Annotated in this window: 17 protein-coding genes; 1 reads left to right on the forward strand and 16 read right to left on the reverse strand. The window is 38.1% G+C overall.

Annotated elements, in window-relative coordinates:
• Window position 1 precedes the first annotated feature (1 nt).
• The 15 genes from nuoL to AC59HC_RS02280 all read right to left on the reverse strand — a co-directional run bounded on the left by nuoL (window position 2) and on the right by AC59HC_RS02280 (window position 13,073).
• Entirely contained in the window at window positions 2–1,915 is a 1,914-nt protein-coding gene (gene nuoL / locus AC59HC_RS02210; RefSeq protein WP_120233372.1) for an NADH-quinone oxidoreductase subunit L, read from the reverse strand.
• Window positions 1,916–1,917: 2 nt separating this feature from the next.
• Window positions 1,918–2,247 carry an NADH-quinone oxidoreductase subunit NuoK gene (gene nuoK, locus AC59HC_RS02215; protein WP_002983557.1) on the reverse strand — a complete coding sequence of 110 codons (330 nt, stop codon included), beginning with the start codon at window positions 2,245–2,247 and terminating at the stop codon, window positions 1,918–1,920.
• Window positions 2,248–2,251: 4 nt separating this feature from the next.
• A complete protein-coding gene (locus AC59HC_RS02220; RefSeq protein WP_202843683.1) occupies window positions 2,252–2,749 on the reverse strand; it encodes an NADH-quinone oxidoreductase subunit J family protein in 498 nt (165 codons plus the stop codon).
• The gene (locus tag AC59HC_RS02225) at window positions 2,749–3,306 is read right to left on the reverse strand and encodes a NuoI/complex I 23 kDa subunit family protein (RefSeq protein ID WP_002983553.1); all 558 of its coding nucleotides are present in this window, start codon (window positions 3,304–3,306) and stop codon (window positions 2,749–2,751) included. The genes AC59HC_RS02220 and AC59HC_RS02225 overlap by 1 nt, the downstream gene beginning before the upstream one ends.
• A 131-nt stretch (window positions 3,307–3,437) precedes the next feature.
• A complete protein-coding gene (gene nuoH / locus AC59HC_RS02230; RefSeq protein ID WP_202843681.1) occupies window positions 3,438–4,502 on the reverse strand; it encodes an NADH-quinone oxidoreductase subunit NuoH in 1,065 nt (354 codons plus the stop codon).
• An 89-nt stretch (window positions 4,503–4,591) separates the two neighbouring features.
• Window positions 4,592–5,590: an NADH-quinone oxidoreductase subunit G gene (locus AC59HC_RS02235; protein ID WP_062675587.1), complete on the reverse strand. Its 999-nt coding sequence runs from the start codon at window positions 5,588–5,590 to the stop codon at window positions 4,592–4,594.
• Window positions 5,591–5,631: 41 nt separating this feature from the next.
• On the reverse strand, window positions 5,632–6,543 hold the full coding sequence (locus AC59HC_RS02240) for a hypothetical protein (RefSeq protein WP_117753116.1): 912 nt from the start codon (window positions 6,541–6,543) through the stop codon (window positions 5,632–5,634).
• Window positions 6,544–6,550: 7 nt separating this feature from the next.
• Window positions 6,551–7,909: an NADH-quinone oxidoreductase subunit NuoF gene (gene nuoF, locus AC59HC_RS02245; RefSeq protein ID WP_089697000.1), complete on the reverse strand. Its 1,359-nt coding sequence runs from the start codon at window positions 7,907–7,909 to the stop codon at window positions 6,551–6,553.
• 107 nt (window positions 7,910–8,016) lie between these two features.
• Window positions 8,017–8,526 (reverse strand): NADH-quinone oxidoreductase subunit NuoE family protein, encoded by a 510-nt coding sequence (locus AC59HC_RS02250; protein WP_062675585.1) that lies wholly within the window; start codon window positions 8,524–8,526, stop codon window positions 8,017–8,019.
• Between the two features lie 104 nt (window positions 8,527–8,630).
• Window positions 8,631–9,854: an NADH dehydrogenase (quinone) subunit D gene (gene nuoD / locus AC59HC_RS02255; protein WP_002983543.1), complete on the reverse strand. Its 1,224-nt coding sequence runs from the start codon at window positions 9,852–9,854 to the stop codon at window positions 8,631–8,633.
• 62 nt (window positions 9,855–9,916) lie between these two features.
• Window positions 9,917–10,411, reverse strand: coding sequence for an NADH-quinone oxidoreductase subunit C (locus tag AC59HC_RS02260; protein ID WP_062675584.1), 495 nt, complete (start codon window positions 10,409–10,411; stop codon window positions 9,917–9,919).
• A gap of 6 nt (window positions 10,412–10,417) precedes the next feature.
• The gene (locus tag AC59HC_RS02265; RefSeq protein WP_002983540.1) at window positions 10,418–10,978 is read right to left on the reverse strand and encodes an NADH-quinone oxidoreductase subunit B; all 561 of its coding nucleotides are present in this window, start codon (window positions 10,976–10,978) and stop codon (window positions 10,418–10,420) included.
• Window positions 10,979–11,072: 94 nt separating this feature from the next.
• Window positions 11,073–11,444 carry an NADH-quinone oxidoreductase subunit A gene (locus AC59HC_RS02270; protein ID WP_034693436.1) on the reverse strand — a complete coding sequence of 124 codons (372 nt, stop codon included), beginning with the start codon at window positions 11,442–11,444 and terminating at the stop codon, window positions 11,073–11,075.
• A 273-nt stretch (window positions 11,445–11,717) separates the two neighbouring features.
• A complete protein-coding gene (locus AC59HC_RS02275) occupies window positions 11,718–11,894 on the reverse strand; it encodes a hypothetical protein (protein ID WP_496557931.1) in 177 nt (58 codons plus the stop codon).
• Between the two features lie 51 nt (window positions 11,895–11,945).
• Window positions 11,946–13,073, reverse strand: a complete 1,128-nt coding sequence (locus tag AC59HC_RS02280) for a GNAT family N-acetyltransferase (protein WP_496557932.1) — start codon at window positions 13,071–13,073, stop codon at window positions 11,946–11,948.
• 104 nt (window positions 13,074–13,177) lie between these two features.
• Between AC59HC_RS02280 and AC59HC_RS02285 the strand changes: the two genes are divergently transcribed.
• Window positions 13,178–13,888, forward strand: a complete 711-nt coding sequence (locus AC59HC_RS02285; RefSeq protein ID WP_171006330.1) for a zinc metallopeptidase — start codon at window positions 13,178–13,180, stop codon at window positions 13,886–13,888.
• On the opposite strand, the gene AC59HC_RS02290 is transcribed toward AC59HC_RS02285, so the two are convergent.
• Window positions 13,885–14,490: an IMPACT family protein gene (locus AC59HC_RS02290; RefSeq protein ID WP_110009658.1), complete on the reverse strand. Its 606-nt coding sequence runs from the start codon at window positions 14,488–14,490 to the stop codon at window positions 13,885–13,887. The two genes, AC59HC_RS02285 and AC59HC_RS02290, sit on opposite strands and share 4 nt — an antisense overlap.
• Between the last annotated feature and the right edge of the window lie 72 nt (window positions 14,491–14,562).

Raw genomic sequence — 14,562 nt, forward strand, 5'->3', positions numbered from 1 at the left:
ATTATTGTAATAAAAAGTTAACAATTAATATAATTCCCACCGCTAAAGACATGATAAGGATATATGTCTCTACATTTCCGTTCTGTACACGCTTCATAGCTTTTCCGCTGTCTTCAGCACCATCACCTACAAAGTTTACAAAACGGTCTAAGATACCCTTATCAAACATTTTTCCTCCGCGTCCTAATCCTTCAACAGTTTTTACAATCAATGCGTTGTAAAGTTCGTCAACGTATAATTTCTTAGCAGAAAGCTTTTCCCATCCGGTATAGTTTTCCTCTGCAACAGCCATCTTTTTCTTACTTACATAAGTATTTCTAACAATGAACCATACAGTGAAGAACATCAAGACTGTAGCTGCTAATAAGATCATTTCAGTATTGAAAGGTACTCCTGAAAGAGTAGCTTCCATCTGGCTGTAGCTTTGTTCTGTAAGAACCGGCTTTAACCATTCCATCAGTTTGGCATAATGCCCGTGACCGATAAAGTGTGGCAGGTTGATAAAACCTCCGATTACAGAAAGAATAGCCAATACGATCAATGGTAATGTCATATTTGACGGGCTTTCATGTAAGTGGTGTTTCTGTTCTTCAGTACCTCTGAATTCTCCGTGGAATGTCAGGTAGTATAGTCTGAACATATACGTTGCAGTCATTGCCGCTAAAACAAATAAGATTACCCAGTAAACAGGGTTTTTAGCGAAAGCTGCTACTAAAATTTCGTCTTTGGAGATCATCCCTGATAATAAAGGAAAACCTGAGATGGCTAATGTTCCGATAAGGAATGTAGCGTGGGTAAGAGGAATGTATTTTTTAAGACCTCCCATGAAACGCATATCCTGTTCGTTGCTCATAGCATGGATTACAGAACCTGCACCTAAGAATAATAACGCTTTAAAGAATGCGTGTGTCATTACGTGGAACATTGCTGTTGTATAGGCACCAAGACCTAAAGCGATGAACATAAATCCAAGCTGTGAAACTGTAGAATAAGCCAACACTTTTTTGATATCGTTTTGACGTAGTGCATAGAACCCTGCCAAAGCAGCAGTTAAGAACCCGATGAATAAAATTCCTCCCTGTACAGTTGGTGCTAAAGTAAATAAGAAGTTGGATCTTACTACCAAATAGATACCTGCTGTTACCATCGTTGCCGCGTGGATCAACGCTGATACAGGAGTTGGTCCCGCCATCGCATCCGGTAACCATGTATATAATGGAACCTGAGCAGATTTACCGGTAGCACCGATGAATAAACTCGCTGTGATAAAGATAATCACTGTTCCGTCTAATTCAAATTTTGAAGCGTTTTCTGCTACAGAAAGATAATCTACAGCATTGGTTTGAGAAGCGATCATGAAGATACCGATCAATAACGCAAGGTCACCAATTCTGTTCATGATGAAAGCTTTTCTTGCTGCTTTACCATATTCTTCGTTGGTATACCAGAATCCGATCAACAGGTAAGAACAAAGACCTACACCTTCCCATCCAATGAACAGGATAAGGTAGTTGCTTCCCATTACTAAAAGTAACATCGAGAAGATGAAAAGATTCAGGTAAGTAAAAAACTTGTAGAATCCTTTATCATGACTCATATATCCGATAGAGTATAAGTGGATCAGTGAACCGATACCCGTAATGATCATTACCATCATTAAAGAAAGCTGATCAATCTGAAATCCAAAATTAATCTGAACTCCGTTGACTCTAAACCATTCAAAAGCTTTTACAATGACAGGCTGGCTTTCAGAATTGAAATTCATGAAAAGGCTTACTGCAATACAGAAAGATCCGAAAACTACAGCAGTAGCCAGAGATCCTACCAATATTTTTGGAAGATTTTTTCCGAACAGCCCGTTAATAAGAAACCCTAAAAGTGGTAAAAGTACTATTGCATATACTAGATTCTCCATTCTTATCCTCTTAATTTATTAAATATACTCACATCTACAGAACGGGTGTTTCTATATAGCATTGCAATAATTGCCAGACCTACTGCTACTTCAGCCGCTGCTACCACCATAATGAAGAAAACTAAAAGTTGTCCGTCGCCGTTGCCTTTATACGCTGAAAAAGCTGCCAATAAAAGGTTTACAGAATTCAGCATAAGCTCTACACAGCCCAGAATCACAATAGCATTTTTTCTAAGCAATACTCCCATTACTCCCAAACAGAATAATACTGATGAAAGAATGATGAAGTAGTCCAAAGGGATGCTTTGTATAAATGTATTTACTTCTCCCATAATTTTATAAATCTTTTTTACCGATTAATACCGCGCCTACAATACCTGCCAGAATTAGGATGGAAGCAAGCTCAAACGGTAAAACATATTCATTAAACAAAAGTCTACCCAGATTTTTCGTAAGACCTACCCCTCTGTCTACATTTTCAACAACAATGTGGTGGTCCTGAATTCCTCTGAATACCCCTAAAACTCCAATTAATAAAAGACATGCAGTAAAAACTCCAACAAATTTTAAAGTATTGTTCTTCTTACTTTCGTCTTGTTTATTAAGGTTAAGCATCATTAAGATGTAAAGGAAAAGTACCATGATGGCACCTGCGTAAACAATAATCTGGATGATTGCCAGGAACTGTGCATTGAGAAGAATGTACATTCCGGCAATTGAAAACATCGTAACAATTAATGACAAAATAGCATATAGAGGATTTCTTGCAAATACAAAATAAACTGCACTTGCCACAGCTAAAAACGCCACCAAGAAAAATAAAAACTGATCCATTATTTTACCGCATTTTTTTGTTTCTCGGATTGTCTTGTGGTGATATCAATCCTTTCATTTATTTTTTCAACTAATTTATCTTTTCCGTAAATGAAAGAACCTCTGTTGGTTTCTACGTCTACCAACCTGTCGGTAAGATAGATGGCAGATTTAGGACAAGCTTCTTCACACATACCGCAGAAAATACATCTTAGCATATTGATTTCATATACTGAAGCGTATTTCTCTTCTCTGTAAAGATGTTTTTCCTCTTTAGTTCTTTCAGCAGCAGTCATTGTAATGGCTTCTGCAGGACAAGCTACCGCACAAAGTCCGCAAGCTGTACATCTTTCTCTGCCTTCTTCGTCTCTTTTCAAAACGTGCTGGCCTCTCCAGATGGTGGTTCTTGGCTTCTGTACTTCCGGATACGAATATACTGCGGGAGCACCCTTTATCACGGTTCTTACAGCATGCTTAAATGTAATCCCCATTCCTGTAAAGATCGCAGGAAGGTAGATTTTTTCAGCAAGGGTCATTTCTTTATTGGAAACAACTTTTGATCTGTTTGTAAGTTTCATTTAATTATAGATATTAGATGTTAGACACCAGATTTTAGACTAATCTTGTCTGTTATCTTAATTTTTAATATTCAATATTCAATATTCACACAAACCTAACAGGTTTCAAAAACCTGTTAGGTTTAGATAATTTAATTTCCAAACGCTAAAATTACAGCTCCTGTAATTAATAGGTTTACCAATGCCATAGGGATTAGTGTTTTCCATCCTAAGTGCATTAGCTGGTCATATCTGAATCTTGGAAGTGTCCATCTGATCCACATGAAGATCAGAATTCCGATTACTGTTTTCGTAAGGAATGCTACGATACTTAAGATTCCTGCAGCATTTTCACCCCAGTTCTGAGTTACCCATTCAATACCAGGATAGTTATATCCTCCGAAGAAAAGAACTACCATGAACGCATTGGAAATAAACATGTTCACATATTCTCCGAACATATATAAACCTAACTTCATGGAAGAGTACTCTGTAGAGTATCCTGTTACCAATTCAGATTCACACTCAGGTAAATCGAACGGGTGTCTGTTGGTTTCTGCCAAAGCAGCTACAAAGAAAACAAGGAATGCAATCGGCTGGTAGAAAATGTTCCAGTTCAATCCTGAAACCCATGGAATAACTCCCCATAATTTTCCTGTAGTCTGACTTTCAGTGATTTCTTTTAAATCCAAACTTCCAGACATCATAATGATAGAAAGAAGTGCTAATCCCATCGCCAATTCATAAGAAATCATCTGAGAAGAAGCACGGATAGCACCTAGTAATGAATATTTGTTGTTCGAAGCCCAACCTCCGATCATAATTCCGTAAACCCCGATGGAAGCCATACCGATGATGAAAAGTACACCAACATCGATGTTTGCTACCTGAAGATCAAAAGAAGTACCTGCAATATTTAAACTTTTACCCCAAGGAATAACAGCTCCTGTAATCAATGAAATAAACATTACCAGCGCTGGTCCTAATACGAAAAGGAATTTTTCTGCATTGGCAGGTGTAAAGTCTTCTTTGAAGAAAAACTTTCCACCGTCAGCAAGAGGCTGCAGCAATCCGAAAGGTCCGGCTCTGTTGGGACCAATTCTATCCTGCATAATAGAGGCAACTTTTCTTTCTGCCCAGGTAGAGTAGGCTGCAATCGTAAGTGACAGCAGAAAAAGTGCTAGTACAAGTATAAGTTTAAATGTAAGTAAATCCATTTTTATTTAGATATTAAGATGTCAGATGCTAGATGTCAGATTTAATTTGCTGTCTGAAGTCTGGTATCTGAAATCTGATGTCTTATTAATTATTTTTCGTCTTTTTCACTGATTTCTTTAGCCATCGGATTGTCTAAAACTCTTAGTTCGTCTTTTGGCTTTTCGTAGTGGTTCAATGAAATTACAGAATGTCTGTCGATATGTCTAGGACCTTCGATATTCCAGTCTGATAAAGATTTTCTTTCGAAACGGCATGTATCGCAGATGAATTCTTCCACTTCTCCCCACTGGTCTTTTCTGGCAGTAACTCTTACAATTTCGTCACCTTTCATCCATACTACAGCTTTTCCTGAACACTTATCACATTTACAAGAAGCGTTCATTGGTTTTGTAAACCAAACTCTGCTGGCAAAACGGGCTGTTCTGTCTGTTAATGCTCCTACAGGACAAACATCGATAACGTTTCCGATGAAGTCATTGTCTAAAGCTTTATTTAAATACGTTGAAATTTCAGCGTGATCTCCTCTGAAAAGGATACCGTGTTCTCTTGTTTCTGTAAGCTGGTTGGCTGTCAGTACACATCTTGCGCAAAGAATACAACGGTTCATATTTAATTTGATGTTCGGTCCAAGATCATCAGCTTCGTAAGTATTTCTTTCGAATTCTGTTCTTGTATTTTCAACACCATGCTCATATCCTAAGTCCTGAAGATGACATTCTCCTGCCTGGTCACAGATAGGGCAGTCCAGCGGGTGGTTTACCAATAGGAATTCGGTAACGGCTTTTCTTCCTTCCTGAGCTTTCTCAGAAGTAAGATTTTTTACTTCCATACCGTCCATTACATTAGTTCTGCAGCTTGCTACTAATTTTGGCATAGGACGAGGATCTGCTTCAGATCCTTTAGAAACTTCTACCAGACAAGTTCTACATCTCCCTCCACTGGTTTCCAACTTGCTGTAGTAGCACATTGCAGGAGGCACAGATTTACCACCAATTTGTCTTGCAGCTTCCAGAATAGAAGTACCAGGCAAAACTTCGGTAGTCTGTCCGTCTATAGTTATTTTGAATTTTTTAACTTCTTCGCTCATATGATATGCTTTAAGCTTTATGCGTTAAGCAATAGGCTTTGTTATTTATATTTCTTTGTATTAAATGTATATCCAATTCCTCCAAGAACCTGTCCGAAAACAAAATCCTGACGTGCTTTGTCCGGTTTGTTATTTAATGTAGTTTTAATATCCCACATATTGATATAACCGGCTTTTCCTTCTAATCTCAGCATCCAGTTTTTCCAGAATACAAGGTTAAGACTGGATCTGATATCGGTTCCCATCCCTGCAACGTGGAAACGGTCACTTCTTTCGTTACCAAAAAGTTTTACATTACTTTTCGGAAACATAAATCCGATTCCGGCTCCATAAGACCATACTAAATCTATATTTTTCTTATGAACAAGATTTTTGTATTTCTCTAGACCTAAGTTTTCATAATTAAGCCCGTCTGTATGTTCGAAAGTAAGGAACTTCTCATCTGCAAGATTAACCTGCCCGTTCTGAACCATTGCTGCATACTCAGGATCTGAAATATGACCTTTGAAACCTACAGTCTGGTTCTGATCCATTACATATTTCATGTGGTCTATCCCAAGTACCAATGCTAAATTGTCTTTAATAAAATATCCTATTCTGAAATTATACTGTGTTACAGTAAACCAGCTCGGATCAAAATAGACAATTCCAAATTTTGTAGGTCTGTCCTGTGCCTTTACATTATTCAGTTGAAAATCGTATCCGTTTCCGGTAAAGTGGATGTCAGAATTGCTGTAAGCGGCTCTGTTCCAACCGTAAAATACGAAAACCTGACCTTTTTTGCTCAATGGTAAAGGTTTTTCCTTTCTCTCAGCTTTAATCTGCTCTTTCTCACTCACTAAATATGACAAATCCTCTTCAACAGATCTGTTATAATTTGCAGTATCAGTTTTCTTATTTTGTGCAAATACAAAATTCGACATCATTAAGCCGACCACCAATAATTTTTTCATCTTTTACTTATGCGTTCTTTTCAACAGCCGGGATAGGGTCAGCATAATGTGCCAATCCATAATTTTGTGTCTGAGACAACTCTGGGTTTTTCACGTGCCACTCAAATTCATCTCTGAAGTGACGGATCGCTGCTGCAACCGGCCAAGCTGCTGCATCACCCAACGGACAAATCGTATTTCCTTCGATTTTTCTCTGGATATCCCAAAGCAGATCGATATCTTCCATTTTTCCTTCTCCTTTCTCGATTTTCTTTAAAATCTTGTACATCCATCCTGTTCCTTCACGGCAAGGTGTACATTGTCCGCAGCTTTCGTGATTGTAGAATCTCGCCAATGTCATGGTGTGTTCTACAATACACTGGTCTTCATCCAAAACGATGAAACCTCCTGAACCCATCATGGTTCCGGTAGCAAAACCACCATCTGCCAATGATTCATAATTCATATATCTTGGCTCTCCGTTCACGGTTCTTAGCAATAGATTTGCTGGAACAATCGGAACAGAACTTCCTCCAGGAATACAAGCCTTTAATTTTTTACCATCCTTAATACCACCGCAATATTCATCAGAATAAATGAATTCCTCTACAGTGATCGTCATATCGATTTCGTATACACCCGGTTTGTTGATGTTCCCACAAGCAGAAATCAATTTCGTACCTGTAGATCTTCCCACTCCGATTTTAGCATACTCAGCACCTGTAATATCAATGATCGGAACTACTGCCGCAATGGATTCAACGTTGTTTACCACTGTTGGTCTTTCCCAAAGACCTTTTACAGCCGGGAATGGTGGTTTTAATCTCGGGTTACCTCTTTTTCCTTCAAGGGACTCAAGCAATGCCGTTTCTTCACCGCAGATGTATGCTCCACCACCTCTCTGTACATAGATTTCAAGATCGAAACCGGTTCCTAAAATATTTTTACCTAAAAATCCTGCTGCTTTAGCTTCTTCAATAGCTTCTTCAAGGATATCCGGAATCCACGAATATTCTCCACGGATGTAGATATAAGAAGTATTGGATCCTAAACAGTAAGAAGAAATTAGCATTCCCTCAATCAATAAATGAGGAAGGAACTCCATCAGATATCTGTCCTTGAATGTTCCAGGTTCAGATTCATCCGCATTCACAACAAGGTGTCTTGGAACACCTTCAGGTTTGGCCAGAAAGCTCCATTTCATTCCTGTTGGGAATCCAGCTCCACCACGACCTCTCAGTCCTGAAGCTTTTACTTCTTCAAGAATTTCGTCCGGAGTCATCTTCAAGGCTTTTTCAGCTGCTGTATAACCTCCCTGTTTACGGTAAGTCTCAAAGTAGCGGATACCTTCTATATGTGCGTCTTTAAGTAAAAGTTTTTTACTCATTGTTTATTATGCTTTTCGCTATTGGCCATTGGCTTCTAGCTTTTTATAATTATTAAAGAAAATAACTGAATAATTTAAAATCTAAAATGTAGAATTTAAAATTTCTATTAGTCTAAAGCAACTTGTCCCTGTCTGCAAAGATCAAGGATTTCATCTACTTTTTCTATCGTTAAATTTTCATGAAAGAATTTCCCTAGCTGCATCATGGGTGCGTATCCGCATGCTCCAAGACATTCAGCTGGTTTTAAAGTAAACATACCATCTTCAGTAGTTTCTCCATCCTTAATGTTCAGTTTGGTTCTGATATGATCCAGAATTTTTTCGCTTCCACAAACCATACAAGGTCCTGTTCTGCAAACTTCCAGTACATATTTACCTACCGGCTTCATATTGAACATCGTATAGAAAGTAGCCACTTCATATACTTCGATCGGTTGGATACTTAATAGTCCGGCAACATAATCCATCACAGGAACATCTAACCATCCTCCGAATTCTTTCTGTGCCAAGTGAAGTACAGGAAGAAGAGCAGATTTTTGTCTTCCTTCAGGATATCTTGCGATAATTTTGTGTACCTGTGCTAAACTTTCCGGTTTAAAAGCTATTGTTTCGCTCATTTTTTATCTAAGATTTCAGATGCCAGATTTCAGACATCAGATTTTAAATTTATATATAAAGCGAAGAGTCTAACATCTGAAATCTGATGTCTGACATCTTCTTTTTATGCGTCTAATTCTCCCGCAATAATATTCATACTACACATCGTTACAATGGCATCTGAAATTACAGAACCTGTAATCATTTCAGGGTATGCCTGATAGTAGATGAAGCATGGTCTTCTGAAGTGAAGTCTGTAAGGACTTCTTCCTCCGTCACTCACAAGATAGAAACCTAATTCTCCGTTTCCACCTTCTACAGCATGATAAACTTCTCCTTTCGGTACATCGGTTTCTCCCATTACGATTTTGAAATGGTAGATCAATGCTTCCATTTTCTGGTATACATCTGCCTTTTCAGGAAGATAGAAATCAGGGACATCCGCATGGAATGGCCCTTCCGGAAGATTTTCGTATGCTTGTTTGATAATTTTGATTGATTCCCAGACTTCCTGTTGACGAACCATGAAACGGTCGTAAGTATCTCCTGAAGTTCCTACCGGAATAATGAAGTCGAAATCCTGATATGAAGAATAAGGCTGCGCAACTCGTACATCGTAATCTACCCCTGCTGCACGTAAGTTAGGACCTGTGAAACCGTAGCTTAAAGCTCTTTCGGCAGAAATAGCTCCTGTACCGATGGTTCTGTCCATGAAAATTCTGTTTCTTTCTAATAAAGTACAGAATTCTTTGAATCTTGGTGGGAAAGTTTTTAAGAAATCCTTGATCAGCTCATGGAATTTAGGAGTGAAATCTCTTTCAAAACCTCCGATTCTTCCCATATTGGTTGTCATTCTGGCTCCGCAGATTTGCTCATACATATCATAAATACGTTCTCTTTCGATGAACATATAAGTAAGACCTGTAATAGCTCCTGAGTCCATTCCGGTTACCCCGTTACAGATCAGGTGGTCACCGATTCTGGCAAGCTCCATCAGGATAACGCGCATATAGTCTACGCGTTTTGGAACTTCTACGCCAATCAGTTTTTCTACTGTCATGTGCCAGCCTAAGTTATTGATGGGTGCAGAACAGTAATTCATACGGTCCGTAAGGGTAGTGATCTGAGAATAGTTTCTTCTTTCAGAAATTTTCTCAAATGCTCTGTGGATATATCCTACGGTTTGCTCTGCGTGAAGGATTCTTTCTCCGTCCATCGTTAAGATATTCTGGAAAATCCCGTGAGTAGCAGGGTGGGTAGGTCCCAGATTCAGGGTGTATAATTGTCCGTCAATCTGTTCCTTACTTTCGTACTGGTTTAGTATATTAGATAATGAGTTATCTTTCATAATGATTGCTTTTAGCTATTTGCTTCTGGCTATTGGCTAGCTGCCATTGGCCATTCGCTTTTTTATCTTCCGAACATGCTATCGTTCTTGTCGGTTCTTGTACCGTCTTCAAGGCGATATTCCTTCAACATTGGGTGGTATCCAAGATCTTCCATATTTAAAATAGGTCTGAGATCCGGGTGTCCTTTAAATTTAATCCCATAGAAATCATACGTTTCTCTTTCCATCCAGTTAGCTCCTGCAAATAGCTCTACAAGAGAGTCTACTTCAATATTTTCTCTGGACATAAAGATTTTCAGACGTAATCTGAAATTGGCCATCATATTGTGCAAATGGTATACAACACCAATTTCCTTTTCAGGGAATTCAGGATAATGAATACCACAGATATCCGTAAGGAAATTAAATTCCAGTGATGAATCTTTCAGATAGTGAATGATTTTCTTAATATCTTCTTTCTTCACTTCAATAGTCAACATTCCATAAGGTTCTGAGCTTGAAATGACAGATTCCGGAAATTCTCTTGTGATTGCTTCTAATACAAATTCGTTTGTCATTTCCGTTTAGTTGCTTATGTTGTAAGAATCTAATAATTTCTGATATTCAGGCATGTCTCTTCTTCTGATGCTTTCGCTTTCTGCAAGAGCCTGTACCTGCATTACACCTTCAATGATCTGTTCAGGTCTTGGAGGACATCCGGGAACGTAAACGTCTACCGGAATAATCTTGTCAATTCCCTGAAGTACAGAATACGTATCAAAAATACCACCGCTGGAAGCACAAGCTCCAACTGCTACCACCCATTTCGGCTCAGCCATCTGAGTGTACACTTCTTTCAGGACAGGTCCTAATTTCTTTGATATAGTTCCGCAAACCATCAGCATATCTGCCTGTCTTGGAGAGAAAGAGTTTCTTTCCATACCAAATCTTGAAGCATCATATGTCGGGTTCAGGGTAGCCATAAACTCGATACCACAACAAGAGGTTGCAAAGGGTAACGGCCAAAGTGAAAACTTTCTTGCCATCCCGATTACACTGCTCAGTTTTGTTGCGAAAAACCCTTCTCCTTCATAGCCTTCGGGAGCAGGTGCATCTGTTCTTATTACTGGTTTTTTATCTGACATTTTCTTTTGTTGATATTTAAAGATTAAAACTTTTATAAATTTAATCATCTCTGTTTTTAAATGATTAAATTATTCAATCTTTTAATGTTAAAATTTATTTATCCCAATCCAGTGCGCCTCGTTTCCAGACATAGAAAAACGCTACGAAGAAGATCGCAACGAATGTAAGCACGGCAAGGAAACCTTCCATACCGAATTCTCTGAAGTTTACAGCGTAAGGATAAAAGAATACGATTTCAATATCGAATAGTACGAACAATACCGCAGTCAGGAAGTACTTGATAGAAAACGGTGTTCTGGCGTTTCCTTCTACAGGAACCCCACATTCCCAGCTTTGGTTTTTTACAGAGTTTCCTTTTTTCTGCTGTGGACCTAAGAAATGTGCTCCAAGCAAAGAAACCGCTACAAATCCTACTGCTACACCAGCCTGGATAAGGATTGGAATATAACTTTCAGGTAAATTCATTTTTGCATTATTATCTCAATTTGCAAATTTAGCGAATAAACAAGAAAGCATGAAATTTATCAGCTTAAAAGTCGGATGAAAATGAGCTAAACCGGTAATTTAGAATCAATAAAAATTAGCTTTTTGTGATTATTTTTTTGTGGTGTTTTTCCCCTTTTTTTGTAGTAACTCTGGAAAAATTGCATCCCATCATGTATATCGTGGATATTTTGAATTTATTTATTGAGGAATAAAAACAAGTGATTAAATGACCTATTGGGCTATGGTTATGGCTTATTTTTTCATTTTTTTCAAAAAAGTGTAGGCCATAAAGGAAATATATCCAAAAAGAATACTGGCAAAAAGAATATTGATTACCGTATTGGTTTTGTCATCGGGCGACTGAAAAAAAATGTTATAACCGATAAATCCGGCAATTAAAATGGCAAATATGATAAGCTGTGGTTTCATAAAATTCAAAGTTTAGGTGATAAATTTACATCGTACAAAATACGGTATCAATTATTTGATTTCCATTGAATACGTTCTTCTTCTTTTATGATTCACCGGATCGTAATCCTGCCATAGCAGCTGAATGCTTTTGTTTTCTTCCAGTTCCGGATTGGTTTCAAGGTATTTTACTCCCTTTTTTCTGAATATATCCCAGATTTCTTTGAAAATAATAGAAGTGACTCCTCTTCTCTGATAATCAGGGTGAATTCCGATCAGGTAAAAATTGGCTCTGTCATTTTTCTTTCCTGCCTGTAAGAAATGCCACCAGCCGAATGGAAGCAGTTTTCCTCCGGATTTTTGCAGCGCTTTGGAATAAGAAGGCATTGTAATGGCGAATGAGATCAGATTGTTGTTTTCATCAGCGATACATACAATAAAATCTTTATCGATGAGTTTGAAATATTTCTCTTTGTAGGTTTTACGCTGCTCGTCCGAAATAGGGGTGTACGTGGAAAGGTGTTTATAAGTTTCATCCAAAAGATCAAACATAGGGTCCACATACTGAATAATCTCTTCTTTCGTTTTGAATTTTAAAACTCTCAGTTTGTACTTTTCAGAAATAAGCTGATTGAACTTGTGGATTTTTTCAGGCAAGGTTTCAGGGAAAATGATTTCAAACTCCACCCATTCTTTTTCTTTGATTAACCCCAGGTTTTCAAGATGCTGAGGATAATAAGCATGGTTGTAAATTCCAATCATGGTTGCAAGCTGGTCGAAACCTTTTACCAGCATTCCAGCTTTATCAAGATTGGTGAAGCCCATAGGCCCTTCAATTTTGTCAATACTTTTTTCTTTAGCGTAATCAACTGCTTTTTGAATTAATGCCTTTGAAACTTCAGCATCATCAATAAAGTCAATCCATCCGAAACGAACTTTTTTAATTCCTAATTCTCTCTCTTCCTTATGATTGATCAGAACGGCAATTCTTCCTACAATCCTGTCATTCTTATAGGCAAGATACTGTTTTGCCTCAGAATATTGAAGCGCAGGATTTTCATCAGCATTCCAGATGTTGATTTCGTCATTGATAAAAGACGGAACATAGTAGGGATTGTTTTTATACAAATCCATCGGAAACTTTACGAATTGCTTGAGCTGACCCGCTGTTTTTACTTCAATAATTGAAACTGTAGACATGTTTTTTGAGAGGAATTAAAGGACAAATATAAATAATAATATCGTATACTTTGGCACAGTTTTTATATGATTATGGGTAAAATTAAACACAAAATTTATATAAAATGGTGGGTTATTATATCATTATTGGTATTTCAATGTTGGTGAGCTGGTGGGTTTCGTCCAGATTGAAATCGAAATTTGAATATTATTCCAATGTACACCTTCGAAATGGCCTTTCAGGCAAAGAAGTAGCGGAAAAGATGTTGAGAGATAACGGGATAAATGATGTTCAGGTAATATCAGTACCCGGGCAGTTGACGGACCACTATAATCCGGCAGATAAAACAGTGAACCTTTCGGAAGGAGTTTATATGCAGAGAAATGCAGCGGCAGCGGCAGTAGCAGCTCACGAGTGCGGACATGCAGTGCAGCATGCGGTAGGATATTCTATGCTGAATTTACGTTCAAAACTGGTTCCGATTGTAAATATTAGTTCTAATCTGATGCAGTTTGTTCTTATTGCGGGTATCGCAGTAATGGCGGCATCAAGAACAATTGAAAACCCAAATGGAAATACGACTGTTCTTGCCATCGGAGTAGCAATGTTTGCGATGACCACTCTTTTTGCTTTTGTAACGCTTCCTGTAGAATACGATGCGAGTAACAGGGCAATGAAGTGGCTTAAAGACACGGGAACTGTAACTGCAGAAGAATTTGTTGGAGTACAGGATAGTTTGAAATGGGCAGCAAGAACTTACGTGGTGGCAGCCTTAGGCTCTCTGGCACAGCTTCTTTACTGGGCATCTTTGCTTCTTGGAGGAAGAAGGGATTAATCATTAAATTCAAATGAAACATATTGCATCTCGGAAAGCTTTTCTGAGATGCTTTCTTTTTGTGCCAGTTTCAGTGAAGCGGTAAGAATACAGTTTTCATTCGCATCGAAGTTCAAAACTTTAGCATCAAATTTTGAAAGCAAGGTGAAAATCGTATTCTGCTGATTGAAGTTGAACCTGATCTCTACTTCTATTTCCAGTTCTCTGGTAATGATGCTGGCTTCTTCCAATGTGATCTTTGCCGATTCTTTATAGGTTTTTACCAATCCTGAAACCCCTAATTTGGTTCCCCCGTAATAACGGACAACAATGACAAGCACATTCGTGATTTCATTAGCCAGAAGCTGGTTGTAAATTGGCAAACCTGCACTTCCGGAAGGCTCACCATCATCATTGGCACGGTAATTTTCACCATTTAATCCCATTCTGAAGGCATAGCAGTGATGAGTAGCTTTCGGATGTTCTTCTCTGATCTTTTCCAGCGCACTCTTTAATTCTTTTTCATTGGTTACCGGGAAAGCAAATCCGATGAATTTGCTCCCTTTTTCTTTTAAAAGAGTATTTTCTATGGGTTTTTCTATGGTTTTATATTCAAACGTCATTGGAGGTTCCTGCTTTGTTGATGCAAAAATATTAAATGCTTTACGATTCTGCACCATGATCATAAATTAAGC

The organism is Chryseobacterium sp. DZ-32, from assembly GCF_059587025.1.

Excerpts from the sequence above, each read along its gene's own strand:
- nuoD (WP_002983543.1), bottom strand. The coding sequence starts at position 9,854 with ATGAAAGATAACTCATTATCTAATATACTAAACCAGTACGAAAGTAAG.
- nuoK (WP_002983557.1), bottom strand. The coding sequence starts at position 2,247 with ATGGGAGAAGTAAATACATTTATACAAAGCATCCCTTTGGACTACTTC.
- AC59HC_RS02240 (WP_117753116.1), bottom strand. The coding sequence starts at position 6,543 with ATGAAAAAATTATTGGTGGTCGGCTTAATGATGTCGAATTTTGTATTT.
- AC59HC_RS02285 (WP_171006330.1), top strand. The coding sequence starts at position 13,178 with ATGGTGGGTTATTATATCATTATTGGTATTTCAATGTTGGTGAGCTGG.
- nuoF (WP_089697000.1), bottom strand. The coding sequence starts at position 7,909 with ATGAGTAAAAAACTTTTACTTAAAGACGCACATATAGAAGGTATCCGC.
- AC59HC_RS02280 (WP_496557932.1), bottom strand. The coding sequence starts at position 13,073 with ATGTCTACAGTTTCAATTATTGAAGTAAAAACAGCGGGTCAGCTCAAG.
- AC59HC_RS02270 (WP_034693436.1), bottom strand. The coding sequence starts at position 11,444 with ATGAATTTACCTGAAAGTTATATTCCAATCCTTATCCAGGCTGGTGTA.
- AC59HC_RS02260 (WP_062675584.1), bottom strand. The coding sequence starts at position 10,411 with ATGACAAACGAATTTGTATTAGAAGCAATCACAAGAGAATTTCCGGAA.
- AC59HC_RS02225 (WP_002983553.1), bottom strand. The coding sequence starts at position 3,306 with ATGAAACTTACAAACAGATCAAAAGTTGTTTCCAATAAAGAAATGACC.
- AC59HC_RS02290 (WP_110009658.1), bottom strand. The coding sequence starts at position 14,490 with ATGACGTTTGAATATAAAACCATAGAAAAACCCATAGAAAATACTCTT.
- AC59HC_RS02220 (WP_202843683.1), bottom strand. The coding sequence starts at position 2,749 with ATGGATCAGTTTTTATTTTTCTTGGTGGCGTTTTTAGCTGTGGCAAGT.
- AC59HC_RS02250 (WP_062675585.1), bottom strand. The coding sequence starts at position 8,526 with ATGAGCGAAACAATAGCTTTTAAACCGGAAAGTTTAGCACAGGTACAC.
- AC59HC_RS02235 (WP_062675587.1), bottom strand. The coding sequence starts at position 5,590 with ATGAGCGAAGAAGTTAAAAAATTCAAAATAACTATAGACGGACAGACT.
- nuoL (WP_120233372.1), bottom strand. The coding sequence starts at position 1,915 with ATGGAGAATCTAGTATATGCAATAGTACTTTTACCACTTTTAGGGTTT.
- nuoH (WP_202843681.1), bottom strand. The coding sequence starts at position 4,502 with ATGGATTTACTTACATTTAAACTTATACTTGTACTAGCACTTTTTCTG.
- AC59HC_RS02265 (WP_002983540.1), bottom strand. The coding sequence starts at position 10,978 with ATGTCAGATAAAAAACCAGTAATAAGAACAGATGCACCTGCTCCCGAA.
- AC59HC_RS02275 (WP_496557931.1), bottom strand. The coding sequence starts at position 11,894 with ATGAAACCACAGCTTATCATATTTGCCATTTTAATTGCCGGATTTATC.